The sequence below is a fragment of the Nostoc sp. UIC 10630 genome (assembly GCF_010747425.1).
Taxonomy (GTDB): Bacteria; Cyanobacteriota; Cyanobacteriia; order Cyanobacteriales; family Nostocaceae; genus Nostoc.
The window spans coordinates 35,241-59,484 of the sequence record NZ_JAAGOG010000020.1 but is presented as its reverse complement, the minus strand read 5'-3'; the positions used below and the strand labels follow the sequence as shown (position 1 = coordinate 59,484).

Genomic DNA, 24,244 nt, shown 5'->3' with positions numbered 1-24,244 from the left:
ATGTGGAATAGTTTATCTGCGATGCTGAGGATTTTTGAGAGAATTTCTTAATTTTTGAGAAGCGGGCTGAGTTTGAGTGTTGATATTATTAGCTAGTGGAGCATTAATGGGCACTGTAAAAGGTATGCCTTTTTTAATCGCTACACCATTCAGTTCCCCATTGATATCCAAGACATAATTACCAGGGGGTAAGTTTTTAGTAATTGGTAGCAAAACTCGACGACGACTATCAGGTAAAATTGGTGTTGTAGGTAAAAATCCTACATCCACTAAAGGCCCAGCCTTTTTGTCCTTTGGTTTTTCTAAATTAGCTATGGGTTTTGTAGCCTCAGCACCTGGATATTTAGCAGCCGGCCAGATAGCATATTGACCTTGCATATTCACATATGCGTTACCTTGGCTAGAAATATCAAATACGGCATTGAGAGCATTAGGTTTGGTGTTTACGCTTACAGAATTTAATACACCAATTTTCTTGATATCTCCTACATAACCGTATATTGCAACTCCTAGTTTGCCAATTAAAGTTACACCCTTTGTACGTGAAGTAGTCCGGGGTATTTCTTCAAAATAAAGTACTGCTCGATGTTCCCCAGATTGGGGCTTAACTCTAGGACGGATGGCGAAACGAACGGTTTGTGAGCCACCAGGTGGAATTGTAAATCTAGAGGGAGTAAAAACAATCCATTGCTCTAAAGATTGCTCTTTGGAAGGAAGTATTTGTACTTTATTTTGCTCATTCATTGTCCATGACTGCACATAAACCTTAAGCTCAACTGGTTGAGAATCAAGGTTTAGAACGCGAACAGCTTGAGAACGTGTTTTGTTGCTGTTCATATCTATGTGAAATTTGGGTGGACTCACACCAATATTAACTGCCATTACAGGAGGCATACTCAGAGCTAATGCTCCCATTACACCCAAGGCAATACTTATTGATTTTGGCAACATCTGCATTAAATTATTCACTTGAAAACACACCATAAAGTAACTATTTTCTGAATCCAAGTAGAGAAATTAACGGCGATCTACTATTACCGCTAATTCCCCAGCATATTGGCCTGCAACTTGGGTACCAGAAACGTCCATTTTTAATCGGAATCCGCCTTGTACCAAAGCTGTATTAGTATTGAGATCGCGAGAAATTTCAATGATGGGCAACGGCTCTAGAACAACTTGAACCACAGAATTAGAACGCTGTTCACTGCTAACTGCATTACTCTTGCCATTTTCGGCTTTCATCTCATAAGTGGCATAAAGTAAGTTCACTTGGTCTACAGGAACACGCATTTGCCAAATGTTAGGAAATTCCCGAACAATCAAGGTATTAAATTGGGGAGGTGCTAATAAATCTCCTGGATTAGTTACTGACTCACTTTTGGCAATCACAGAAATTTCTGACTGTGCAATGGGAGGAATTCTCAGCTTTTGGGGAGTCGCTAACTGGTAAATCTCTGTGGGTTCAACAGTGGAGATGAATTGTGCCACAGTCGGTGTTTGTGAACAGGCTAGCATAGCTAGACTGACAGCTATGGAGTTAAGCAGGTAACGTTTGCAACTCTTAGTTGGATACCATGACATATTGCTAAATTATTCACATTCAAATCATGTATACAGGTCAAATCTTTACTGAATTTTGTTGCTAATGGATTTAATATGGGAGATATCCCCCCAGGTTCTGAGGAATTGGGGAGATATTTAAAAAGTTAACCAGTTTACTGAGTTACGTCAGCAGAAAGAGAGCAATCTGTCTTTTGCTTGCCAAGGTTTGAGTCAGATTTCTTTTCCTACTGTCACCCAAAGAAAGGTTAGTTATGGTCTGAAAGCATCAACTGTCAAAACACCTGTGTAGGTTCCCGCTGGTGCAGTAGCATTTAATGTGACATCCAAAGCAATGTCTTTTGGAGTAGCAGCAGTTAAGCCTTCAGCAGTTATTGAGGCAGTACTAACATCACCACCATTAACAACAACTGCAAGATTATTCGCGCCGCTTACAAAAGGACCAGGTGTAATGTCTACTTCATAACTTCCTGTAGGACTGTTAGACCAAACGATGTAGGCACTGGGAATAGTTTTGAGCACAGGTGCTGCGGCTACTGTAAAGGGGGATACAATATCAAGAGTACTACCAGCAGATTGACCACTGCCTTCGTAAGCAGCGGGAGTACCACCATTTGAAGTTAATAATGCTGCTCCTGCGGCGCCAACTAAATCAGTTGGAGTAATGGCTACATCAGCAGTTGTGATAGTTCTCAAAAACAGAATCTCTGGGACAGAGACATTGACAGTGATGGGCTGTGTTTGACTACCTGGAGCAATCTGAGCGTTAACAGGAGCAGAAAGAATTGCACCACCTAGAATAGCAGTACCAAAAGCAGCAAGAGCTAAAAATTTGTTCTTCATATTGGAAAACATCTCCCTATTTTTTGTGTTGTATTGTTAGCAAATCTCGTGGACTCGATAGTTTGTCTACAAATGGCTGAAATTTTAGTGAAACCGCAACCAGTTAAATTTCGCTTCTTCTTATATCGACTTTGTTTCTAAAATCACCTCCTGTTTAAAGCACGTATAATTCTGTACCGTTAGTCCCGTTGTCGGCGGTGAAGAACAGCTGTGTACCAACGACAGTCAGCCTGCCAGGGTTAGCATTTCCTGTAGCGTTAATGTTGCTAACCTTACGAGTATTGGCAGTTGTGCCGTCACTGAACCACACCTCCCTGTTGCTGCTTTCACCTTCAGAACCTTCCAAAGGATCAGAAGCTGCAAAAGCCAGGGTGCCATTGAAATTGACGAGACTAGTGGGAATACTGTTATTAGGCTGGCTATTTCCGTCTGTGCCAGCCCAAATATCTTTGACAACTGCTGTGTTAACGTCTGTGCCATCAGTTCGCCACAATTCTAGACCAGTTACTGGGTCGTTGCCAACAAAGTAAAGAATATTACCAACAGCAGTTAGAGAGAAAGACCCTAAACCAACATTAGGTGCTTGTCCATTAGTTCTGATGTTGACGGTTCCGCCAGATGTTCCATCACTCTTCCACAGTTCCAAGTTAAAGTCATTATCGCTATCTGTCACAAAGTACAAAGTGTTACCAACGGCTGTCAAATATGTCGGCGCGAACCTATTGTTCCCAGGTGTAATATCTTTCAGCAAGCTAGCTGTTGTACCACTTTGGTATTTCCAGACCTCAAAACCGCTTGTACCATTGCTGGCAGTGAAGTAGAGTGTACTATCAACTACTCTAAAGTTAGCAGGATATGATTGAGTAGTTCCTCCGACACTAATAACTTGCGTACCGCCTATAGTGCCATCAGTTGACCAAAGCTCACTGTTGTTTTTGGCTGTGAAAAAGAGCTTACTGTTAAAAGCAACGAAAGTGGGTGATTGAGAACTACTGAAACTAGGATTAATATCTACTAAACTGACACTTGTGCTGTTATAAACCCACAGTTTTTTGATATTGCTGCTATCAACTGCTACAAAGAAAAGTTTGTTACCAACAACGGTAAGATTACTGGGGTTAGAACTGCCAGTATTCAGATTAATATCACTAATCCTAGTTACAGACGTGCCATTGTACTCCCAAAGTTCTGTACCAAAAGTGCTGTTAGTAGCAGTGAAGTATAACTTGTTATTGAAAACAATCAAATCATCAGGATTAAAACCATTAGTATTAGTAATGCGGGTATTTGTAGTTCCATTAGTCCTCCATAGTTGAATACCTGTAGTACCATCATTGGCAGTAAAGTACAAAGCGTTATTCCAAGTGGTCAAGTTATCAGGGTCAGAACTACCAGCTCCAGGATTTATTTCCAGTTGTCGGGCTTGTGGCTGCGCCGTTATGTCTAAGTTGTAGAAAGTTTCGGCTGAACCAGAAGGATAGATCCGAATGTAGTATGTACCTGCACTCAGGGAAAGATTGCTGATAGTTTCGTTGCTATTTCCGGTTTGATTAGATATCGCTATTTGTGTATTAACGCTGTTGAATAGCCGTACATCTGCATTGTCACTCAAGCCAGAAAGGCTGAGATTAAAGGAACTGCTGGTATTAAGATTGAACTTATAGTAATCATTAGAATCTATACTGCCCACAAACTCACTGCGGGAAATAGAACCGCTTAAAGTACCTAAATTCTGAGCTGCCCCTTGACTGTTACCAGCTTGGTCTGGGCTTATAGTTTGTGCAACCGCACTTAGAGTATAGTTAGCTGTTGTTGTACCAGCACCACGAGTTACTAAGATGTTGTAAGTACCAGGATTTAAGCTGCGGCGAATTGCATCTAGGGTTGTTCCTGATTGGTTAGTGGTTGGAACAATGCCATTACCATTTTGGTCTTGCAGTGTTAAATTAGCATCTGCTGAGAGTGATGTGAATCGGATATCAACTAAGGCGGTTGAGTTGAGAGTGAACTTATAATAGTCTTGAGTATCATTAGTGTTGACTAAATCTGAGATAGTGGCAGGAAGACTGACAACAGTGGCATTTGCTACAGTGTTTCCTCCTTGATCTGGGGCATCTGCGGTAAAATTAACCTGCAAATTATAGTTAGTCGAGTCTGCGGCTCCATAGACTTGGATATAGTAACTACCTGCGGCTAAAGAACGATTTATAGAATCTTGGTTTGTACCTGTTTGAGTACTAGTGGCGGCAGGTTGAAGAGATTGTCCAGAGCTATTCAACAACTGTATGTCAGCATTCCCACTTGAAGGATTGAGGTTAATACCAATAGTGCCATTATTATTTAAGGTGAATTTGTAGTAGTCGCTAGTATCTGTAACAAAGCCACTACTTGCGACAAAATCAGTTCCACTGTAGCTGCCACCATTGACAAATCCACTAATATCTCTGTTAGTGTTTGCCAGTGCAATTGTATTGTCAGAGATACCACTATCTTGAATGACTTCGGCTGACAGAGTGAGATTATAAGTTGTGCTAACTGCCCCAGTTACTAAATAAATCCGGGCATAGTAAGTGTTGGGAGCTTGGTTATTAAGGGTAAAACGTATATTCTCTGATGCGTTACCAGACAAGTTAGGAGCAGTAATAGTTGAACCATTACTATCTGTCAAGATTAAATTGGCATTACTATTTGCTGCTAATCCATCTAGGCTTAAGGTAACTATACTAGAACTACTAAGAGTAAATTTGTAGTAATCGTCTCTATCAAGACTGCTGAGAGAGTCTTGAAAGGTGTTGCTTGTACTGGTAAGAGAACCACCGATATAAGTTGCAGTATTTAAAGCTGTGGCTGTTGTACTTCCTGGATCGGTGAATCCTGAATAAGTTGGCATAAGTTATCTATTATTTTTTATAAAATAAACACTTGTATTGGCTGAAATTACTTATGGCTTTGCAACTAATGCAAGTTTATTGCTATTAATCAACCACAAATTTTTTGTTACTTCTGGCAAATTATTAAACTGTGTCATGATTATGCACCCATTCAGAAGTATGGTTTTTCCTTTTGGAATTTAAGTGTTTGTATGTGAATTAGTTGATGTTAAATATTTAAAATTCTGATATTTGTTGTACCTAGGTTTCAAGTTTTAAACACACTGCTGAATCTTCATAGTCTTTCGTTAGCAGTCAATTTGGTTCATTTCAGCGAAAAATAAGTACTAGATGAGGAAAGTTATTGCCATTACGAAGTTGCTCAAACTTTTTGTAGCCAATTGTAATTTTGTTACAACTTTATAAATTCATCCACAAAAGAGTTATGTATTAGCTGTTGCTATGAAATTTTTAATGTTCTTTTGTATTTCTCCTTCAAACTTCACTGCAAATAAAATTTAACTCTCAGGTAAAAGATACTGCCTGCGTAAAAATACTTAATTTATTGATTCTAATTGTTAAAAAAATAAATTAGTTTCTAGAGGATTTTAGTATAAAAGTTTTCCGGTTAGATCCTGACAGAGAGTATTTTAAAGGAGAATAATCGATAATACATATCTGTTTTTTCTTTACTAACTCTCTTATCCAAAGCATTTTTCACAGCATTACAATATGTTTCAAGCTACTCGTCGCCGTCTCGCCCTTTGGTATACTGCCGTCACTGCTGTATTACTACTACTGTTTGCCAGTGGCGTTTATTTATACGTCCGCAGTACACTGATTGAGCGCATTGACGATACCCTTAACCATGTAGTGGAAATAGTGGAGCGTTGTCTCACAACAAGCCCCTGTGCATCTAAGCTCATATTTGAGCCAATTGATGCTGATGCAGATAAATTTCGCATTAATAATCTAGAAGCCAGTTTTCCTGAGAATGCCGACACCGTAGAAGATGACCACATCGACCTTGAATGGTTTAGTCCAACTGGTGAATTACTTTGGTCAACGCTATCCGAACCCCTAAATATTCCCATTCATGCCAACCGCACTGGTGAAACTGTGCGCGTAGTTAAGGGGGAGAAAGAAAAAGGCAAAGATGATAAACTCCTCACTCCTAACTCCCCACTCTTTACTCCCCACTCCCCATTGTTATTACGGCAAGTTACCCAACGGGTGGAAGTAGGGCGGCAAGTATTAGGATATCTGCGTGTTAGCCATCCCTGGTTTGAAGTCACTAAACCTAGTCGTGAGTTAATTTTTGATTTGGCGCTAGGTATTGGTTTAATGGTGGTTTCTGTAGGGGCAAGTGGCTGGTTTCTTTCGGGTAAAGCGATGGAACCTGTAGGTGAATCTTATCAACGCCTCAAACAATTCACTGCTGATGCTTCCCACGAACTTAGAAGTCCGATTACTTTGATTCAAACAAATGTGCAAGTTGCGCTTGCTGACTTGGATTTAGCAGAGACAGAAGCAACCACTTCTATGCAGTATCGGCAACAGTTAAAGGTGGTAGAACGCTTAACCCAGCGTTTGGGTAAATTAGTCAATGACTTACTGTTCTTAGCACGACAGGATAGTGGGATTAGCAAAGATATTTTTTCACCTTGTCCGCTAGATGCCTTGCTGATGGAAGTGGTTGAAGAACAACAATTGTTAGTCCCTGAAAAAAAAATCGCCCTTTCTCTAGACTTAGTTGATCCTCCTGCCTCTGAAACTAACCCTGAATTACTGGAAAATTGGTTTACCTTTGTGGGTAATTGGGATCAACTGGTGCGCCTGTTCACAAATTTAATTGCTAACGCCTTGCATTACACTCCATCTGGCGGACGGGTGAAAGTTGAATTAGCGCGGATTGAAGGAATAAATCGAGTTTCTGGACTACGTTATACCAGTGCCCAGTTGCAAGTTAAAGTGAGTGATACCGGAGTTGGAATTCCAGCAGAGGCACTACCACGCTTGTTTGACCGCTTTTATCGGGTAGATCCGGCACGGACTCATACAACAGGGAATACAGCTACAGCTAGCGCTACTGGTTCAGGATTGGGATTAGCGATCGCTCAAGCTATTGTCGAACATCATCAAGGACATATTCAAGTGGAAAGCACTCAAGGCATTGGCACAACGTTTACTGTGACTTTACCGATAACTCTTGAGTCTTAAATCGCAAATTCAACAATTGTTTCCTGTGACAGATGTAGATAAGTGAATTTATTTACTAATATTTATATCAACAATTGCAGATTTAACCATTAATTTGAAACTTTATACCAATTTAATGTGAAGTTGCATATATTTTGATCCCCCTAAATCCCCCTTTTTAAGGGGGACTTTGATAGATGTTTTCCGGTTCTCCCCTTATTAAGGGGAGCCAGCGCGGTCTTCTCTGCGAGATGCTGCGTGATAGCGAAGCGGTAGCGAGTCATCGAGCGTCTGGGGTCTCCCCAAGTGGAGCGACTGGCGTGGGCTAGGGGGGATCGAATTATATGCAACTTCACATTAAATTGGTATTAAAATGAGATATTTATGTCTGCTAATCTATTATTTCTAAACCTCTAGCTAGAGAACAAAGCTTGACTATATTGTTAAAATCTATGTGTTTAGATAACAGATTAGCCAACTAATTAAATTTGCTGGTTGAAAAATTTTTAAATAAAGAAAAATTCAGATCAGGAGTCAATCATGAATATGAAGCGTCAAAACTTTCGTAAGTCTGCTGAGTTATTTGGTGCTATTTGTGGTGGATTAATGATTAGTCTGCCAGTAATTCCTCAAGCAATAGCACAACAATCAGTAGGACAAGAATCTACTCCGAAGATTAACCCCTGTCCGAGAATTTTCTACGAAGAACCACATAATAGTCGGGTTGTAGTGCCGCAAGGATGTCCTCCGAATGCACTAACTCAAAGACTAGCTGCTCAAGGACTTCTTCCCACCTCCGCTACCCCATCACAAGAGCAGACAAGATTGGGTGTCGGCGGTGAATCTCCAGAAACAGGTGTTACACCACCACGCCCAGCCCCTGGAGATCAAACTCAACAGCCTTCACCAGGGGCGGTTTCGACCGATCAACCACAACTACTACAACCACGGCAAACTCCCAGCGCGATGATCGCACTGGCAAATGGTACTGTTAATGTCAGATTGGTAAATGACACTGCGGCTAATGTAACTTTCCAAGTAATTGGTGATACGGCACCGCGATCGCTACAAGGTAAGTCAAATGTTATATTGCAAGGTCTAAGGGCACCAGTAACGGTGACGTTTGAACGAGAAGATGGTGGACAGTTGACAGTGACTCCACAAGCTTCTTCAGAGCCAGGAAGTTTGGAAGTTAAATTTAACGAAGCCACCAATGCCGCACAGGGTAGAAGTGCTATGAGAATTGAACGAAACGGTTCAGTATTCTTGAATTAATCAAATTGACTACGAAAGTAGGGGCAGAAATTGCCCCTATTTTCGCTGAAGCATTTTAGTTAGCTGATCTCGCAATTGCACTTCTTGCTTGCTGTCTTCCAATGTCCGCGCCAGTATAATCGCCCTTTCGTAAAAATTACGGGCAGTTAGATAATTACCTTGTTGTTTGTATAACTGAGCGTAAGACTCAAAAGATTTTAATTCTTCTCGCAAATTTTGCAATTCTTTAGCGAGTGCTAAACGTTGCTCTAGTAAATCAAAAGCTCTCTCGTAGCGTCCGACAGCAGTGTGAGCTTTCACTAAACCGTCAATTGCCCGTAATTCATTGGTGCGATCGCGGTTAGTTTTAGCTGTCCGCATCGCTTCACCATAGGTAGCAATGGTATCTTGATAATTTCCCGACGCTCGGTAGGCATCACCTAAATTATTCAGGGTATTTGCTTCACCAATGGCATCGCCAGTCTGACGGCGGAAAATTAAGGCAGTTTCATACAATTTAATCGCCTTGTTGTAATCTCCCAACCTAGCAGTTACCAAACCCAAATTGCTCAAAGACAGTCCTTCCCCTTCAATGTTTTTGACACCGTGAGCAATTGCGAGTGCATCTTCAACTGTTTTACCAGCAGTAGAAACTTCTCCTTGTTGCAGGAGAAATGTACCGATATTATTTAGCACAAAAATCTGAGATTGGAAGTCTTTCGTATCACGAGCGATCGCTAATCCTCGTCGTAAAGCATCTTCCGCCTCTTTTAGACTATCAATCTGGATATAAGCCTTTGCAAGCAAATTGTAAGTCAGACCTTGTGCTTTGAGGTCGCCAATTGAGTGATATAGTTCTAGTGCCTGCAAGCAAGATGCAATTGTTTTATCGGCATATCCTGAAGCATATTGTTGTTTACCGATACGTAGTAGGCTATCTGCTTCATCTCTTGATTGTCGCCCAACAGAACTATTTAAAGGACGATGGAGTTGTTGCGTAATATCAACTGCACCAGCAGCGATGGGACTCAGCAAAAAAGTAAACAGTAAAAAGCTGTGTAAAAGCATCTGGGGACGAGAAATCACATCTACACAAACTAATTGCCTTGGAAATACAAGCCGTTGTTTCATAAAAATTACCCGTAAAGTTGCGGGTTTAAGTAGAAGGTCTAAGAAGAAGTTTTAAGTTTATAAATTGAAGACAAACAATATACGCGTTTACACTTAAGCTAGGATTAAGCTAAATCTTCCCCAAAGTATATGGTGCGGATATCTGTGGGTAATTTGTCCTCTAGCATACGATAGCCTTCCTGAAGAAAATTGGCTACTTCGTTGGGAGCGATCGCTTCTCCTTCGGCTTGCAGATAGGCAGCGATTCTTGTTTCGCTCCAGTGGAAAGTTTGAGACATTAACACGATTAATCGTAAAACAGGGGGTAGTTGGTCTAATGCCTGTTGTACATAGCACCATAGCGGTGGTGAAGTCGCTTGCAGAGAATAATGAATTGCTTCTGTCGGTGGTAGCTTAATTTCGTTAATACAGAAAGCTGTCATATTAATTAACCAATTTTGCATGGTTAAGGCTGGCTCACCTGATTCAGGGCTGGTTAAATTTAGTCCACCGAGTTCGTAATAGATATGCCGCCAGGTAAGGGCAAAGAGATAATCTGCTTGCACTGGCGATCGCGCCGAATGCCGAATTAAGGTATACACTATGGGGCTATAGCGGCAAAAAATCACCGTAAAATACTTTCCAGCATCTGGATGGCGCTGAAACAAAGTCAGTAGTTCATGGTCACTGTGATGAAATAGCGACTTTACCAGAGGATGATTAGCTTCAGGAAAATGAGGAATTTGCACAAGTCTTTGAGTTGATAGTTGTTAAAATAATTTTGGGAATTGCACTCCCGTAGTTAATCGCATAATATCTTGGTGTTGCCCAGTTTGTAGCCGAGACTCAGACAACTTGAGTTATTGATAAACTAGAAACAAGGACTTAATTTTAGTCTTAATCGACAATTATAAAATCGACTCCCCTATAGAATCCTTATTTGTTCATGGTTATAGCAGTTAGTGCGATGTCGTTCCTCCTCAGTCCCCTTACTTTAGGCTCCTTTCTCCCTTCCTTGCCCTTGGATAGCCTGTTTTCCACCCAAGGCATTATGGTAATGCTGCTAGCAGCTTACGCTGGTGCGATGTGGATGTTCCTCACCAGTGCCCCAAAAGTACACACTGTCATGGTGTCAGATTTGGAGATTGCCCGACAGTTGTATGAAGGGCTGCTAGATTTGCCAGCAGCTGAGGTGCCCTTGCACTATTACTACAACTACGAACAAACTATAGGCGCAACTGGGATTGATCCGCTATATATGTCTACAGGGCCGAGTTTGTCAAGCAAAATGATGAATAATGCTACCGAAGGGCTGTGGTATCAATTGAAGAAAAACACCCAGCTACACGTTATTACTGGTGCGAGTTTAGGTAGCAAAAATCAGCAACGCCACGTTTGCTTTGACCACGACTGCTTGGAAATGATTTTAATGCGAGTCGAAACGCGCGGTTTGAAATTCAAGATTCGTAACCAGAAGCCCCTGAACTTTTTGGTCAAGGACTATGAAGGGCGAGTGATTGAGGTGGCTGAGGTAGCGAATTAGCCATTAGATTTTAGATTATTTTAGATTGTGTGATGCGTAGCTTGCCATCGTAGGTATCGCGCCACACAATCTTTTTTTAGTGGCTAGGCGTAAATAAATTAAAGTTTGTAGTAAGGACTTTAGTCCAGAGAAACCTTGCTATGAGCCAATACGGTTCAGTTAATAAAAATTGTAGTAGCGCAGTAAGCTTAATGGGTTTGGCTTTAGCAATTCGAGAAACTGAGTTAGGTGAGCAAGTTTTTCCAGAAATCTGTCTTTATACTTTAAGCGAAACTCTAAATCCTGAATTCTTACCAAATCTGAATCAGGTTGAGGAGCAGGGCGAGTAATTACCTAAATAATCTTTTATCACCGTAAACCGTGGCAAATAAAAGCAGCCCAGTAACGAGGGTCTGAAAAGGGAAATTGCTGAGTAGAATTTTCTATTTCTTGAATTCGGCTGTTCAATTTGGCATACATATTATATTCACGCTTCCATTGTTCATGTTCGATAGAACCTGAAGGATATTTTTTTCTATTTCCTATCAGTTCTTTCTCCTTTGCTTCTACTTCCTGGAAGATTTTATTTAGGTCTACTTTTGTAAATTCTCGTAGCTGAATTTGGGCTTGCTGTAAAGCTTCAGGACGGTTTCTACCTTCTTGTCGCTGCTGGTAGTAAAAAATGGAAAATAATGCTGTGGCTAAATCATTGACTGACCAGAGAGTACTAACTACACTTCTAGCACCAGCACACAAAAAGCCTGTGGAGAGAGTAAGAATGTCATCAGTTAGAGAAGGAATACCCAAATTAGTTTCGCAGCAAGACAGAAACACTTCTACAAGTTGAGGTAAACGCCAACCAGGTGTCATCAATTGCCCCAAGGTGATGCTGTTACCATGCGCTAATTTTAACTGTGATTCTAAAGGATTATCGAGGCGAGATTGGGCATGGTGGCAGGAATGAAGTACTTGAACTTGTTGTGCTAGCTGTCGATAGTTATTGGAGGTGGCTTGACTGCTGCCAATTAATCTGTTTTCTGGTGGAATATTATACATTTGGGCAAGTTTTTCGCCTTCAAACCTGGCACAGGGAAGGTTATCTTCGGCATCTTCCACAGTTCCATATTGTAGAGATATTTCATTAAATTCTCCTACATTGTCGCGTTGTTGACAAAATTCTAAAATTTGGCAACTTGGGGTATAACGAATAAGAAATTTATCTCCTAAATATTCCTGATATTCTCCTGTAGGCAAAGCAGCGAAGGGAATTTGATGGAGTAACAGGTGAGGTACTAAAATTAATTCTTCTATTCCTTGAAGATGTTGGGATATGAGTTCAGATATTTGCAAGCGTTCAGCTAATTCGCGGAGAATGCTATTAATTTGAGTTTCCCATTTTTTGTAATCATTCATATAAGGCAATAACCAATTCTGGTTAATCCAGCCTTGCAACGTCTCTAACCCTTGTCCTGTGCAAGTGTGGAGAGTAATTTGGTGTTTCTGCACGACAAAAATATGGGTGTCGCTGTTGGTAGTGTAGAAACTGAGGATAGCTATATTTGGCTGGTCAATTAGCTTTTGAATTTCTGACAAGCTGAGGGGGTTAACTTGAATTTCGCCAGCTAATACGGGATCTTCGCGTCTGAGATTTTCCCAAACTTGTTGTTTTTGGGCTTCTAAAGATGCGATCGCTTCATTATAAGCTTCCCAAGCAGCGCGTGTATCACTACGGCTATTTTCAGATTTATGGCTTTGGCGTTCTTGGTCAATTTGTCGTTGCAGTTCTTCATACTGCTGCAATAATTCTTGGACTTTTGGGGGAATTTCTTCGCCTTGAGAGAGGTTGTAGCTTGCCATTAAGTCTACCAGGCGTTTGGAACGCGATCGCTCTGAGTATTCAAAGGCTTTTTCTATTTGACCAGCATTGATGCAGGCTTGCACCATTTTTTCATAAACATCAATAGCTTCTTCTAAAATTTCTTGACGACGGAATTCAGAAGTTACCCAAGTACGGATTTTTTCAATAGCATTAATTGCTTTTTCATAGCCATAAATAGCTTCAGACCAAAGTTGAGTAGTAAATGCTGCATAACCAAGATTACGAGCGTTTACCCAGCAGCTATTCGGAAAACCATCTGGAGAGTTGATTTTTAAAGCTGCTTTTAAAGCTGCTATACCTAAGACCAAATTCTCTGATTTATCGCCTTTTATACGTTTAATGTAGGTAGTCCCTAAGCTATTTTGAGTATTTGCCCATGTTTGTGGGAAGCTTTCAAAATTACGAATCTGTAAAGCAGCTTGATATGCATTTATAGCTAATTCCAGATTCTCTTCTTCATTTCCTTTAACACGAGCATTATAGGCATTTCCTAGATTGTGTTGAATCTTCGCCCACTCTTCAGGAAACGCCTGTTGGGTATGTATCAGCAAAGCTTTTTGATGGTAAACGATTGCTCGTTCTATATTCTCACTAGGTTTTCCTTCAATCAGCTTTTGGTAGGCAATAGCGAGATTGCCCTGAATTGTAGCCCAAGTTTCAGGATAAGTTTCGCGGTTATATACCTGAAGGGAATTTTCTAGACAAAGAATAGATTGCTTCTGATTCTCAGATGCTTTTCCTCTGATACGCTTACAGTAAACATTTCCTAAATTATTTTGCGTCTCTGCCCAGCTTTCTGGAGCAGCTTCACGGGTAAAAATTTGCAAAGCTCTTTCAAAAAATATGATAGATTTTTCTAGATTATCTTTGTGATCTCCATGTATCCGATGAAAATAAGCCTTTCCTAAACAATTTTGTATGGCAGCCCAAAGGTCACAAGATATTTCGGGAGTATAAACTTGTAAAGCATTTTGATAACAAGTAAGCACTTGTTCCAAATTTTCAGCCTTTTCTCCTCTAATTCTACTCAAGTATATTTCCCCAAGGAATATTTGAACTAAACCCCATTCTTTAGGAAAAGATTGTTGAGTATAGACTTGTAAAGCTTGATCAAGAAGTGAAATAGCTTTCTCTAGGTTTTCTGAGCGGTTTCCAAATTCTCTACTATAGTAAACAAATCCTAATGATCTTTGAATAGCTGCCCAATCCTCTAGAAAATCCTCCTGAGTGTAAACTTGTTGTGCTTTTTCAAAGAAGCTAATAGCAACTTCTATATTTTCAGAACGATTACCCAATATTCTTTTGTGATAAGCTTCTCCTAAAGATTTTTGTAGCCCTGCCCAATATTCTATAAAATTGCCTTGAGTATACACTTGTAATGCTTTTGTAAAACAACTAATAGCAGATTCTATATTTTTTGCTTTTTCAGTATTAATCTGTTTTAGATAAGCAGTACCTAAATTGTTTTGAAGCGCTGCCCATGTTTCTGGAAAGGAATTTAGATGACAAGCTTGTAAAGCTTCTTGACAAAGGGAAATGGCTTTTTCTATATTCTGTTCTTATTCTCCTTGAAGACAACTGATGTAAGCACTAGCCATATCGTTCTTAATTGCTAACCATTTATCTGGGTAAGCCTGTTTAGTGCTTACCAACAAAGCATTTTCAAAATAAATAATTGCATTTTCCAAATTTTCTGATTTCTCACCGTAGATTCTTTGACAGTAAGTAGCACCCAAATTATGATTGGCTCTAGCCCACTGTTCAGGAAAAAATTCATGAGTGAAAACTTTTAATGAATTCTGAAAGTATTTGATTGCTTGCTCCAGATTATCTCCAAAAATTCCACGCTGTCGCTCTCGAAAAATAAGACCTAAATTATAGTTAATATTTCCCCATTCTGTTGAATCCTCACTACGTGTATATATTTTTAAAGCACTCTGATAGCCACCAATTGCTATTTCTAAATTACTCTCTTTATCTCCTTGAGTAAACTCACGAATCCAGTAGCTAAAGACAAATATTGCTTTTGCTTTTTTTCGTGCATTACTTTTAGTTAGATTAGGGAAACTAGAAGCTACCCAATCTCGCAATACTTCGGCAAATACATCATTTAACTTTTCCAGGTTTTTTTCTAAAAGAGAGTAAAGTAATTGGCCTTTCTGAAGCCCCTGTTCAGCTACTTGCAATACCTTATCTAAAAAATGCCTGTATACTTTGCGTTCTTTAATGCTAATGGTTTGCGTTTTAAATCCAAATCCTTTTCCCATATTTATATATGCAGCCAATCTCTAGTTAGATTTCCCAAAAACTTCTACCAACTTCTCTAGCAATTCTTCAGCTAAATCCAACAACTCAATTTCATCAATTTCATCACTACTATTTCCGCGATTACTTTCCCCACACGACACATTAGCAGCCAAAACATTTTTCACAGCGAAAATCCTATCTTCTTCTTCAGATAGACTTAAACATTTTTCCAACTCTACAGCAACTTCTTCGATTGTCCTTGAACCCAAACGCTCTCTTACTTTCACCGCTACCGAATCGTCACTTTCCAGCAGTTTTACCAAAGCTGTTCTCAGTCCATCATCCTCAACAGAAAACTTCTCAACGGCTACACGCACATATTCCCGCACGCTCATGTTTGCCGCCAATGCCTTTTGGAAAACTACATCTGGTACATCTACTAGCAATACACCTTCGTTATCGCTAGCTTGATATAAGTCATCCCCTTGTTTGACGGCTACCAGCAAATCTGCACCCAAGGCGTGTAAATAGTGCAACACTGATTCCAACTCATGTTCTTTTAACGCCGATTCTAATTTGGACACCGCAGCTTGCTTTACTCCTAGTTTTTGAGCTAGCTGTGCCTGAGTCAATCCTGCTTTATTACGTATTTCCCGCATGGCATCGGTAAGATATAGGCGCAGATACTCTAACTTTCCTGCCAGAATTACCTCTGGTTCGTCGCTTACCTTTTGCTGCAACCAAACTTGAAAATTAGGCTTTTTCATCACTGTTCCCTCTGCTGCAATTCACGTAACCTCACTCTTGCAGGTTCTTTGTCTCTATCTTTGATAGCGTTGTCGTATTTCTTCATAAAGGCGTGCAGCACCACAAACCTCTGAGGAGTAACAGCCGTTAAGATAAACCGTGGATTATGTTCGCTCTTAGTCATCCGTAACTCATACAAATCATCTTCCAGTTTCTCAAAGATGCCACTGGTAAGTGATGCGAGTCCTTTGTCGCACAGGTAGCGAAGATTAACTTGCAGACGCTTGGTTTCGGAAGCACTCAGTAACGGTTTTGGTGGATTTTCTGGTTGCTCCTCTTCAGGAATCATCCTGATGAAAAAAGCCAGCAAATCTTTGGGGATTTCCCCATTGACATCTAGATAAAGTTCCCAAGTCCAGGTCACTTCATACCTCACAGTATAGTATTCCTTACAAGGAATGTCAATTGCATTATTCCCTTAAAGGAATATTATATAGAATCAGTGAGTGCAACTTAGGTAATAAAAATGGTGCGTTAGGCAAAACCATAACGCACCCTATTGTTTATATGCTTAAGTAGGTCAACTCAACTGTTCAAACTTAAATTTCCCTTTAATCAACTTGTTAAAGTGTTGACCTTTAGACGGTGCATTATCTAAGTCATCCTTGACACTGGGAGGCACTTTGAAATACTCGTAAACACTTCCACTATCAAATTCAATAGTCAGTGTTTGAGTTTTTGGCTCATAGCTAAATTGCTTAATAACGCTGCCTTCTGGCTTGAGTAGTGGGAATGCAATTACATCCCGAATACTGGCACAATCAGTTAATAACATTACCAACCGATCGATCCCAATCCCTAAACCACCTGTAGGCGGCATACCGTATTCAAGGGCTGTCAAAAAGTCTTCATCTACACCTTGGGCTTCTAAGTCACCAGCAGCTTTCCTTTCAGCTTGGGCTTCTAAGCGTTCTCTTTGATCGATGGGATCTGTAAGTTCTGAGAAGCTGTTTCCAGTTTCTCGCCCGACGATAAATAACTCAAATCTTTCCACCAAACCAGGTTGAGAACGGTGGGGTTTTGCTAGAGGCGAAATTTCTACTGGATAATCAATTACAAAGGTAGGTTGAATTAACTTAGCTTCTACCTTTTCTTCAAAAGCTAAATTTAGTAACTTACCAATTGATTTTGCTTCATCTACACCAGGAATACCAGCATTTTTACTTGCTGTTTTTGCTTCTTCCAAGGTTTGGAAAGAATTGAAATCTAAGCCAGTAAATTCTTTCACTAAATCGTGCATTGTCACTCGCCGCCAAGGTGGTGTTAAATCTATAGGTTCCCCTTGGTAGGTGATTTGCAGCGTGCCGAGTACGTCTTGGGCGACAGTGGTAATAATCCCCTCAGTCAGCGCCATCATATCGTTGTAATCGGCGTAGGCTTGGTAAACTTCAATCGTTGTAAATTCGGGATTGTGTCGAGTCGAAATTCCTTCATTACGGAAAATCCTTCCCAATTCAAACACCTTTTCAAAACCACCTACAATCAACCGCTTGAGATGGAGTTCTGTGGCAATTCGCAGATACAATTCCATTTCTAAGGTGTTGTGGTGGGTGATAAATGGACGCGCATCTGCACCTCCAGCTTCACTCTGTAAAACTGGCGTTTCAATTTCGAGAAAATCTCGCTGTTCCAAATAACGGCGAATCCCAGCTGTAATTTGGGCGCGACGGCGGAAAGTTTGTCGCACTTCCGGGTTAACAATCAAGTCAACGTAGCGCTGACGGTAGCGCTTGGCAACATCCGTTAATCCATGCCACTTGTCGGGTAGCGGCAACAGGGATTTAGTCAGGATAGTATATTGTTTAACGTAGACAGATAACTCGCCCTTTTCAGTCCGTTTAATAGTACCTTTAACTCCCAGGATGTCGCCTGCATCTGTGAGTTGTTTTAAGTGATTGAAGGCATCAGCATCAATATCTGCCATGCTTTCTTGGATGCGATTTTTATCCAAATAAAGCTGAATTGTGCCAGTTTCATCTTGTAAGGTGAAGAAAGCCAGTTTACCGAAAACGCGACGTGCCATAATGCGTCCAGCGATCGCAACTTCTAAATCAATTTCTTCACCACTGGCTAAATCAGCAAACTTTTCTTGCAACTGCGCTGCATGATGGGTAGATTCCCAACGATAGGCGTAGGGATTAGTCCCTAGCTGCTTGAGTTGTTCTACTTTCTCCAGCCTTGCGGCCCGGATATCTTCTTCCGACATGGTAACGAACTAAATAGGGCAAGATTAATTATAGATGCTGCAAAAGTTGAGAGGAAGAGATATTTGTCCTAGAGGGCGCGTGCGTAGGCGTAGCCCAACCCAGGCATCGCTAAAGGAAACACATAATGATACAAACTAGAGTCCGCCTGTGGACTGTAAACGAATATCACCGGAGTATCAAAAGTTTTAGATCGCTCTAAATACCCCGATAAATTGGGGACTTTGATTCTGGTTTCCCCCTCTTTTTAAGGGGGTTAGGGGGGATCTAAAGTGCCTAAAGTCACAATGAGATACTTTTCAAATACCCTCTAAAAATAAAACCTTTATTTCTGTACGATTTTTAGCGAATGTCTAGACAAAATAGCCTTCATTTTCAAGTTAGTAAATTGGACGATCGCCTTAACTAAATCTTGCTGTTCTGGTTGTAAATTTAGCTTTACTAGGGCTTGATTCATATTATTACCAGCCCTGAGATTGCGATTAAGTTGGGCGCGTTGTGATGTGTTTAAAACTGCCTCAATTTCTCTGTTTCTTCTTTGACGCACAGCCTGGAGTTCTTGGCTTTGTAAGGGAGTCAGATTAATATCCGACAAGGTGGAGTAACTTGCTGTTTTAGTAATTTGGGCGAAAATGACTCCAGAAGTAGTATGGAGTTGAACCGGTGTAGCTAAGGCAATTCCCGGCATGGAAAGGACAAGAGCTAGAATAATAGCGAACACAGAAAGCCGTTTTGTCAAGTGAATTGCCATATTGATAAATGCCTACATCTAAATTTAATGCTCAGATATAGTTAAGCAATATTCAAGTTTTTAATTTTGAATATTGAATTTATCCTACCCCAAAGAGTGCGTTAACGTGGTATAATTAGTATCTTGCATCAATATTAAGTAGGCTAGGCACTATTTACTAATACCAGTGCCCGCCCTATGTGATTGCTCCTTAATTACGAATCAGTATCAGGTCTTCTCATTCTGTTAATTTCCCGTCGTAATTCCTCAATTTGACGACGCAAATTATCTGTTTCATTTGGGGAAGATTCTGCTGCAACATTTACTGAGCCAGAAGCAGGCGATCGCTGATAGTTTCCTCGGCGAATTTGCTGGTATTCTTCGGATACTGCCCACGCCCGTAAGTAATGCAGGCGTTCAACGGGGAAAGGATGACTTAACATCGTACCCTGAGCGCCGTTGTAAATCAAAAATTTATATATCTGATTCAGTCCATCTTCATCCAGTGCCTGATAATTTTCTGACTGCTTGATAAATTCTTGTAAACTACATTCATTGGCATATTTGTGACTACCGCCAGACAGCTTCATCATGGTTGACATTACAGGATTCAAGTCATCCATTACCAGTAGTGCGGCGCGATCTGACGATAACTCGGCTTTACGCCGCCACTCAAAAAAGGCGTAAATCAAGCCTTGTGTTACAAGATTACCGAGGCCGAAGGTTAATTCGCCCAAGGCAGAAGCAGCACTCATCGCCCACATCGCCATTTGAATTAAAATAGTATGACCACATTTAATATGCCCCAGTTCATGGGCTAGCACCACCCTAATCTCAGCTTCGTCTAGTAAGTCTAGTATCCCTGTATTTATAACTATGTAAGGATTCTCTTGCCCCAGTGCATAGCTATTTGCTTGGGGATCTTGCGAGACAAACAGCGCGGGTTCTGGGTAAATGTCCAAATCTCGGACGCATTCCCGAAACATCTGGTAAATAGTGGAATACTGACGCGGCCCGACTTGGATGGTGTTACCCATTAGATAGACTAATTGAGGGCGTTCGTAGATAAATTCCACAAATTTACGAGCGATTAAATCAAATCCCGGTAAATTTCGTAAAGCTTGCTCGGCTTGGCGATCTAGTGGATGCCTGAAGGCTTCGCTGGAAATTCCTGTGTAAGTTGGCATAATTCAGGGTATTGGGTGATTGATCATTTGTCATTGGTCATTAGTCATTAGCAAAGGACAACTGACAAATAACAAATGACAAGATAATAGAAATGGGGCAATTGGAAGTAAAAATCACTTTGTATGGAATTAAAAGCGTGTGATTGAGGCAGAAGTTCATTTGTCACTACATAACTTTTTGCGATCGCAAGCGGGGTTCCCTTCCTGGCCCCATCATTTGACGATGGCACGGTTGGTAGCACGCGCCTTGCGCCTGGGACGTAGTGCCCTAATTCAAGTAGGAGCAGTTTGTGGCTATCAAGGGCGGTATCGCACTAGTTTTGTAGCATCAGCCCTAATGTGGCACGGCCCTGTAATTATTGTTGCTCAAGAACCAGTGCAGCAACTTCTGCTGCGGATAGAAATTCCCCGTCTACAGCAGTGGCTACCAGCCAATAAATCAATTAGAACAGGTGACGCTTGGCCTGATCCTGAGTTCCAAGGGCTACTGTTAACCTCTCCAGAAGCTTGGTTAAGAGGACAATTTGCTGGTGGCGATCGCTTTCCCGAAGGCATCCCCACAATTATTGATGGGGTAGACGATCTCGAAGATTGGGTACGCGATCAACTTACCCAAGATATTCAACCCCATGATTGGGACGAACTCATATTGGCTTGTCCAAATCAAGCTGAGGCAATTAGCGAAGCACGGATACAACTAACGCACGAACTTTTTCAGCATCCTGTTAATCCATATCACTGCTATCTAATTTCCCAACCAGAAATAGAGATTTTAAGCCGTCTTTGTTTAGCTTTAGAGTCAGCACGATCACTGCCAGAACCCTGGAAACAATTCTGGCAACAATTTCAAACCCTTAATGAAAATCTTTCCTCCCCTGCCTCTGCTGCCTCCCCTCCCCTCTTCTGGGCGACTATAGCCCATAGACAAGGTTTATTTTCTTTGCACTATGCCCCAATGGAATTAAGAGAAATCCTCTTACCCTTATGGCAGCGACAACCAGTAGTTTTAATTGGCAGCGCTATAGAACCGGAAACTGAGGCTCCTCTTTTCCGACAGCGCCTTGGTTTGGAAGATTTAACTTGCCTGAAGTTCTCCTCGGAGAGTCAAGCGGAAGCAATTCAACTGTATGTACCCTATAAATTGCCCTTACCTAACACGCCAGAATTCCAAGCGGCATTTATTCATAAAGTCCGCACACTGGTTTGTCTAAGTGCTACAGCACCGGGGTTAACGGTTGTCTTGGTGGGGGATGTACCACTCAAGGCTCAAGTGGCGACAATTTTGGCTTCAGAATTTGGTTCACGAGTGCAGGTAGAAAAAACTTGTTTAGATGAAAATGGTATTTTAATTAGCGGTTGGGAATTTTGGCGAGAACATCAGCGAGTCTTACCAGCACCCCATTTGTTAATTATTGCTACTTTACCTTTACCATCTTTAGAAAATCCGCTAGTCGCTGGTAGGGTAGCTCTTTATAAGCGATCGCATCAAGATTGGTTTCGTTTATATTTATTGCCAGCAGCCTTGAATGAATTACAAAGAGCGATCGCGCCAGTCCGAGAAAGTCAAGGCATTGTTGCTTTACTTGATAGTCGTGTAGTTAATCGTAGCTACGGCGCTCAAATTCTCTCTGCTTTAAGTCCTCTGGCACGCATTAACTATCTTGACCCCAGTTTGTTTTCTAATACCGATGAAGAAAATTCCGCTTAAAGTCATTCTCATGCCCCATTCCCCAATTGTCTATAGCCATAATTCCTGGCAAGATAAATTTAGAACCTAAGTAAAAATTGAATTGCTGATTATGGGTGAAGCAAAGCGTCGCAAAACCACACAAGGGGAAACATACGGTCAAGAGACTCGAATCTTGCCTTGGCTTCCCATCACAAAAATTCAAGGCGAACAATTTGTCAGCTGGACAACTCGTGGTGCTTGGATAGGCATTATCCTTATGGTTATAGGATGGGCAACTATCCGTTTTATTGGCCCAGCCTTCGGTTGGTGGCAAGTAGTCTACTAAATCCTGCTGTTAATTTTCTCGCTCCAAGAAACCTTGAATCTTACTCCCCTTCCCTTGTCGGCTATCCATTAGTCTTATTTTTAAGTGAGTTGTAGTTTTGTTGATAAAGATCCGGGTAGTGGATAGCCCGCAAGCAAGGAGGTCATTAAAAGGAGCCAATGCGATCTTTTCCCAAAGGGAGAGGCTAGCACCCAGATGTCTCGCCAAGTGAGCAACTGGCGTGAGGGGTGCAATGGCTTTGGGAATCATAACTATTACCCGCCGGACATGATTGCTACGAATTATGAATTAGCCCGATCGTAATACACTTCACCAAAGCTATGATCGGCATGAATTTCAACCACTAGATCAACTGCTGTTGCATCTTTTACCAAGGGCTTGATAAATAATTCCGGGTGAAGCGATCGCCAAAAATAATTGACAAATTCCTCTATCTCTGCATTGCTCATCCCCGATTTACCCGCAGCGATCATTTGCTGTTCTGCCTGTTTGCGCCACTCCAAAGAACAGCGATAATCGGTTGGATATAGCACAATTAAGCTGTCCAATCGATCCCACAGTGGTAAATAATCATGGAGGCGAAGATTCATATCACGGGCAAATGCTCTATCTTCATTTGTGACAATTGGCGGTGGTGCAGTATCAAATACATCTGCATTAATTGGTCGTACACCCACAAACCAACCTTCAAATAGTACAATATCTATACCTGTAACCATTTCTGAAGTAGTGCGATCGCCAGCGCCTTTGTATGCAGATTTATCAAACCGGGGAACCATAACTGAACTTTGCGACTGACAGATATGATCTAGTACATCTAAGCCTAAATCTATATCGTGGGTTCCTGGTGGGCCGCGCCAAATCAAGCGGGGATCTTGCTGTGTTAAGACCAAGCGATCGCTGTAAGTTTTATATAAGTCATCCAAAGAAAAACTCAGAGTCCGGTATCCCAACTGATTCAGAATCAAACTGAGAACTTTAGACATTGTAGTTTTACCAGTGCCTTGTCCTCCTAATATTCCTTGAATCAGAGGGCGTTCCAACTGTTGGCGCTGCGATGCTAGTTTGATCCCCAAAGGCAGCCACAAGTCCCACAAAACCTGTAACATTTTCTTGGGTTCGATTTGGAGGGTAGTTTGGCAGAATTGGCTAAAAGCTGGGAGGACAGATTTTAGTAAATGCGATCGAAAAGCGATCGCTTCATCGACATTTTCCGGCGTGATCCCAAAAGCTTTTGCCCTTAACCTATCTGTTAGTGCTGCTTCTCTTGCTTGCTGCTGCCAAGTTTCAGTTACAGTTTCTGAAATTAAAATTTCACCCAGCCACAAACTCATAATTTCCCCTTATGCCCCTCTGCTCCCTGCTCCCTGCCTATTCTCACGATCCCAGCTTAAAGGCTTCAAGAAACAGGCTGTAGGTGAAACCAACTTTGAGGAGATTTAGTGAGTCTACAAAGAGCGATCGCCTAGTAAAAAAGCTCTGACTGTAAAATATTCTACTAGTAACTTCCGTTAACACTACTAAAAAACCAGCTACCACAATATCTAATTCTGCCCGTTGACCAGCTGTAGTGGAAACTGCGTTTCCCAGAAAAAAACCAAACAAAAAACTAATTATCAGTAACGATAATCGCCGCCAAGGATTTAAAAACCATTGCCCCAAGCGTGTAGCAATGGCATCCAACAAGTTATTCAGACGAGTGTTTTGCATCAGATAGACTTCTGGGAAAAAGTCAAGATATCTTGAAATATCTTTATATTATTAAAGAATATATTGGTTGTAGCCTAAGCTTATTTGTTAATATTATAGATATATGC

The 24,244-nt window shown here is 41.1% G+C and carries 22 protein-coding genes; 6 read left to right on the top strand and 16 right to left on the bottom strand.

Features of this window, described 5'->3' with window-relative positions; all coding sequences use genetic code 11:
* Nucleotides 1-12 precede the first annotated feature (12 nt).
* The 4 genes from G1O98_RS08015 to G1O98_RS08000 form a co-directional block, all read right to left on the bottom strand.
* Nucleotides 13-951: a fimbria/pilus periplasmic chaperone gene (locus tag G1O98_RS08015; RefSeq protein WP_163928288.1), complete on the bottom strand. Its 939-nt coding sequence runs from the start codon at nt 949-951 to the stop codon at nt 13-15.
* 66 nt (nt 952-1,017) lie between these two features.
* The gene (locus tag G1O98_RS08010) at nt 1,018-1,581 is read right to left on the bottom strand and encodes a hypothetical protein (protein ID WP_163928267.1); all 564 of its coding nucleotides are present in this window, start codon (nt 1,579-1,581) and stop codon (nt 1,018-1,020) included.
* Nucleotides 1,582-1,812: 231 nt separating this feature from the next.
* Nucleotides 1,813-2,403: a hypothetical protein gene (locus G1O98_RS08005; protein WP_163928265.1), complete on the bottom strand. Its 591-nt coding sequence runs from the start codon at nt 2,401-2,403 to the stop codon at nt 1,813-1,815.
* 154 nt (nt 2,404-2,557) lie between these two features.
* Nucleotides 2,558-5,293, bottom strand: a complete 2,736-nt coding sequence (locus tag G1O98_RS08000) for a pre-peptidase C-terminal domain-containing protein (protein WP_163928263.1) — start codon at nt 5,291-5,293, stop codon at nt 2,558-2,560.
* 712 nt (nt 5,294-6,005) lie between these two features.
* On the opposite strand from G1O98_RS08000, the gene G1O98_RS07995 reads away from it, so the two are divergent.
* Both G1O98_RS07995 and G1O98_RS07990 read left to right on the top strand, forming a co-directional pair.
* Complete coding sequence (locus G1O98_RS07995; RefSeq protein WP_163928261.1) at nt 6,006-7,493, top strand: HAMP domain-containing sensor histidine kinase; 1,488 nt, start codon at nt 6,006-6,008, stop codon at nt 7,491-7,493.
* Nucleotides 7,494-8,012: 519 nt separating this feature from the next.
* Nucleotides 8,013-8,747: a hypothetical protein gene (locus tag G1O98_RS07990; RefSeq protein ID WP_163928259.1), complete on the top strand. Its 735-nt coding sequence runs from the start codon at nt 8,013-8,015 to the stop codon at nt 8,745-8,747.
* A 36-nt stretch (nt 8,748-8,783) separates the two neighbouring features.
* Here the strand turns inward: G1O98_RS07990 and G1O98_RS07985 are convergent, their stop codons facing one another.
* Together G1O98_RS07985 and G1O98_RS07980 are read right to left on the bottom strand one after the other, a co-directional pair.
* A complete protein-coding gene (locus G1O98_RS07985) occupies nt 8,784-9,794 on the bottom strand; it encodes a tetratricopeptide repeat protein (RefSeq protein WP_163928286.1) in 1,011 nt (336 codons plus the stop codon).
* A gap of 167 nt (nt 9,795-9,961) precedes the next feature.
* Entirely contained in the window at nt 9,962-10,585 is a 624-nt protein-coding gene (locus G1O98_RS07980) for a sigma-70 family RNA polymerase sigma factor (RefSeq protein WP_163928257.1), read from the bottom strand.
* A 197-nt stretch (nt 10,586-10,782) separates the two neighbouring features.
* On the opposite strand from G1O98_RS07980, the gene G1O98_RS07975 reads away from it, so the two are divergent.
* Together G1O98_RS07975 and G1O98_RS07970 are read left to right on the top strand one after the other, a co-directional pair.
* The gene (locus G1O98_RS07975; RefSeq protein WP_114081453.1) at nt 10,783-11,379 is read left to right on the top strand and encodes a glyoxalase-like domain protein; all 597 of its coding nucleotides are present in this window, start codon (nt 10,783-10,785) and stop codon (nt 11,377-11,379) included.
* Between the two features lie 140 nt (nt 11,380-11,519).
* The gene (locus G1O98_RS07970; protein ID WP_243458377.1) at nt 11,520-11,708 is read left to right on the top strand and encodes a DUF29 domain-containing protein; all 189 of its coding nucleotides are present in this window, start codon (nt 11,520-11,522) and stop codon (nt 11,706-11,708) included.
* 19 nt (nt 11,709-11,727) lie between these two features.
* Here G1O98_RS07970 and G1O98_RS41100 read toward each other — a convergent pair whose 3' ends face one another.
* The 7 genes from G1O98_RS41100 to G1O98_RS07935 all read right to left on the bottom strand — a co-directional run bounded on the left by G1O98_RS41100 (nt 11,728) and on the right by G1O98_RS07935 (nt 20,412).
* On the bottom strand, nt 11,728-14,775 hold the full coding sequence (locus G1O98_RS41100) for a CHAT domain-containing protein (RefSeq protein WP_345940533.1): 3,048 nt from the start codon (nt 14,773-14,775) through the stop codon (nt 11,728-11,730).
* A 21-nt stretch (nt 14,776-14,796) separates the two neighbouring features.
* The gene (locus G1O98_RS07960) at nt 14,797-15,504 is read right to left on the bottom strand and encodes a hypothetical protein (protein WP_207794493.1); all 708 of its coding nucleotides are present in this window, start codon (nt 15,502-15,504) and stop codon (nt 14,797-14,799) included.
* 21 nt (nt 15,505-15,525) lie between these two features.
* Nucleotides 15,526-16,251, bottom strand: a complete 726-nt coding sequence (locus G1O98_RS07955) for a helix-turn-helix domain-containing protein (RefSeq protein ID WP_163928253.1) — start codon at nt 16,249-16,251, stop codon at nt 15,526-15,528.
* Nucleotides 16,251-16,655, bottom strand: a complete 405-nt coding sequence (locus tag G1O98_RS07950) for a type II toxin-antitoxin system RelE/ParE family toxin (RefSeq protein ID WP_163928251.1) — start codon at nt 16,653-16,655, stop codon at nt 16,251-16,253. Before G1O98_RS07950 ends, G1O98_RS07955 begins: the two co-directional genes overlap by 1 nt.
* A 156-nt stretch (nt 16,656-16,811) precedes the next feature.
* A complete protein-coding gene (gene lysS, locus G1O98_RS07945; RefSeq protein ID WP_163928250.1) occupies nt 16,812-18,497 on the bottom strand; it encodes a lysine--tRNA ligase in 1,686 nt (561 codons plus the stop codon).
* 323 nt (nt 18,498-18,820) lie between these two features.
* Entirely contained in the window at nt 18,821-19,246 is a 426-nt protein-coding gene (locus G1O98_RS07940) for a hypothetical protein (protein ID WP_163928248.1), read from the bottom strand.
* A 194-nt stretch (nt 19,247-19,440) separates the two neighbouring features.
* Nucleotides 19,441-20,412, bottom strand: a complete 972-nt coding sequence (locus tag G1O98_RS07935) for a M48 family metallopeptidase (RefSeq protein ID WP_163928246.1) — start codon at nt 20,410-20,412, stop codon at nt 19,441-19,443.
* 139 nt (nt 20,413-20,551) lie between these two features.
* Here G1O98_RS07935 and G1O98_RS07930 point away from each other — a divergent pair, with 139 nt between their 5' ends.
* Both G1O98_RS07930 and G1O98_RS07925 read left to right on the top strand, forming a co-directional pair.
* Nucleotides 20,552-22,120, top strand: a complete 1,569-nt coding sequence (locus tag G1O98_RS07930) for an ATP-dependent DNA helicase (protein WP_163928244.1) — start codon at nt 20,552-20,554, stop codon at nt 22,118-22,120.
* Nucleotides 22,121-22,211: 91 nt separating this feature from the next.
* Complete coding sequence (locus tag G1O98_RS07925) at nt 22,212-22,427, top strand: DUF2839 domain-containing protein (RefSeq protein WP_114081445.1); 216 nt, start codon at nt 22,212-22,214, stop codon at nt 22,425-22,427.
* Between the two features lie 9 nt (nt 22,428-22,436).
* On the opposite strand, the gene G1O98_RS07920 is transcribed toward G1O98_RS07925, so the two are convergent.
* The 3 genes from G1O98_RS07920 to G1O98_RS07910 are packed head-to-tail and all read right to left on the bottom strand — an operon-like array spanning nt 22,437 to nt 24,137.
* Nucleotides 22,437-22,676: a hypothetical protein gene (locus G1O98_RS07920; RefSeq protein ID WP_163928242.1), complete on the bottom strand. Its 240-nt coding sequence runs from the start codon at nt 22,674-22,676 to the stop codon at nt 22,437-22,439.
* 32 nt (nt 22,677-22,708) lie between these two features.
* Nucleotides 22,709-23,761, bottom strand: a complete 1,053-nt coding sequence (locus G1O98_RS07915; RefSeq protein WP_163928240.1) for a glycerate kinase — start codon at nt 23,759-23,761, stop codon at nt 22,709-22,711.
* A 43-nt stretch (nt 23,762-23,804) separates the two neighbouring features.
* A complete protein-coding gene (locus tag G1O98_RS07910) occupies nt 23,805-24,137 on the bottom strand; it encodes a DUF565 domain-containing protein (protein WP_012411493.1) in 333 nt (110 codons plus the stop codon).
* Nucleotides 24,138-24,244: the final 107 nt, after the last annotated feature.

What these genes read in the sequence shown, in the direction of transcription:
- G1O98_RS07970 (WP_243458377.1), top strand. Translation starts at nt 11,520, where the DNA reads ATGAGCCAATACGGTTCAGTTAATAAAAATTGTAGTAGCGCAGTAAGC.
- G1O98_RS08000 (WP_163928263.1), bottom strand. Translation starts at nt 5,293, where the DNA reads ATGCCAACTTATTCAGGATTCACCGATCCAGGAAGTACAACAGCCACA.
- G1O98_RS07910 (WP_012411493.1), bottom strand. Translation starts at nt 24,137, where the DNA reads ATGCAAAACACTCGTCTGAATAACTTGTTGGATGCCATTGCTACACGC.
- G1O98_RS08010 (WP_163928267.1), bottom strand. Translation starts at nt 1,581, where the DNA reads ATGTCATGGTATCCAACTAAGAGTTGCAAACGTTACCTGCTTAACTCC.
- G1O98_RS07995 (WP_163928261.1), top strand. Translation starts at nt 6,006, where the DNA reads ATGTTTCAAGCTACTCGTCGCCGTCTCGCCCTTTGGTATACTGCCGTC.
- G1O98_RS08005 (WP_163928265.1), bottom strand. Translation starts at nt 2,403, where the DNA reads ATGAAGAACAAATTTTTAGCTCTTGCTGCTTTTGGTACTGCTATTCTA.
- G1O98_RS07925 (WP_114081445.1), top strand. Translation starts at nt 22,212, where the DNA reads ATGGGTGAAGCAAAGCGTCGCAAAACCACACAAGGGGAAACATACGGT.
- G1O98_RS07960 (WP_207794493.1), bottom strand. Translation starts at nt 15,504, where the DNA reads ATGGGAAAAGGATTTGGATTTAAAACGCAAACCATTAGCATTAAAGAA.
- G1O98_RS07915 (WP_163928240.1), bottom strand. Translation starts at nt 23,761, where the DNA reads ATGAGTTTGTGGCTGGGTGAAATTTTAATTTCAGAAACTGTAACTGAA.
- G1O98_RS07940 (WP_163928248.1), bottom strand. Translation starts at nt 19,246, where the DNA reads ATGGCAATTCACTTGACAAAACGGCTTTCTGTGTTCGCTATTATTCTA.
- G1O98_RS07935 (WP_163928246.1), bottom strand. Translation starts at nt 20,412, where the DNA reads ATGCCAACTTACACAGGAATTTCCAGCGAAGCCTTCAGGCATCCACTA.
- G1O98_RS07985 (WP_163928286.1), bottom strand. Translation starts at nt 9,794, where the DNA reads ATGCTTTTACACAGCTTTTTACTGTTTACTTTTTTGCTGAGTCCCATC.
- G1O98_RS07955 (WP_163928253.1), bottom strand. Translation starts at nt 16,251, where the DNA reads ATGAAAAAGCCTAATTTTCAAGTTTGGTTGCAGCAAAAGGTAAGCGAC.
- G1O98_RS07975 (WP_114081453.1), top strand. Translation starts at nt 10,783, where the DNA reads ATGGTTATAGCAGTTAGTGCGATGTCGTTCCTCCTCAGTCCCCTTACT.
- G1O98_RS08015 (WP_163928288.1), bottom strand. Translation starts at nt 951, where the DNA reads ATGTTGCCAAAATCAATAAGTATTGCCTTGGGTGTAATGGGAGCATTA.
- lysS (WP_163928250.1), bottom strand. Translation starts at nt 18,497, where the DNA reads ATGTCGGAAGAAGATATCCGGGCCGCAAGGCTGGAGAAAGTAGAACAA.
- G1O98_RS07920 (WP_163928242.1), bottom strand. Translation starts at nt 22,676, where the DNA reads ATGATTCCCAAAGCCATTGCACCCCTCACGCCAGTTGCTCACTTGGCG.
- G1O98_RS07990 (WP_163928259.1), top strand. Translation starts at nt 8,013, where the DNA reads ATGAATATGAAGCGTCAAAACTTTCGTAAGTCTGCTGAGTTATTTGGT.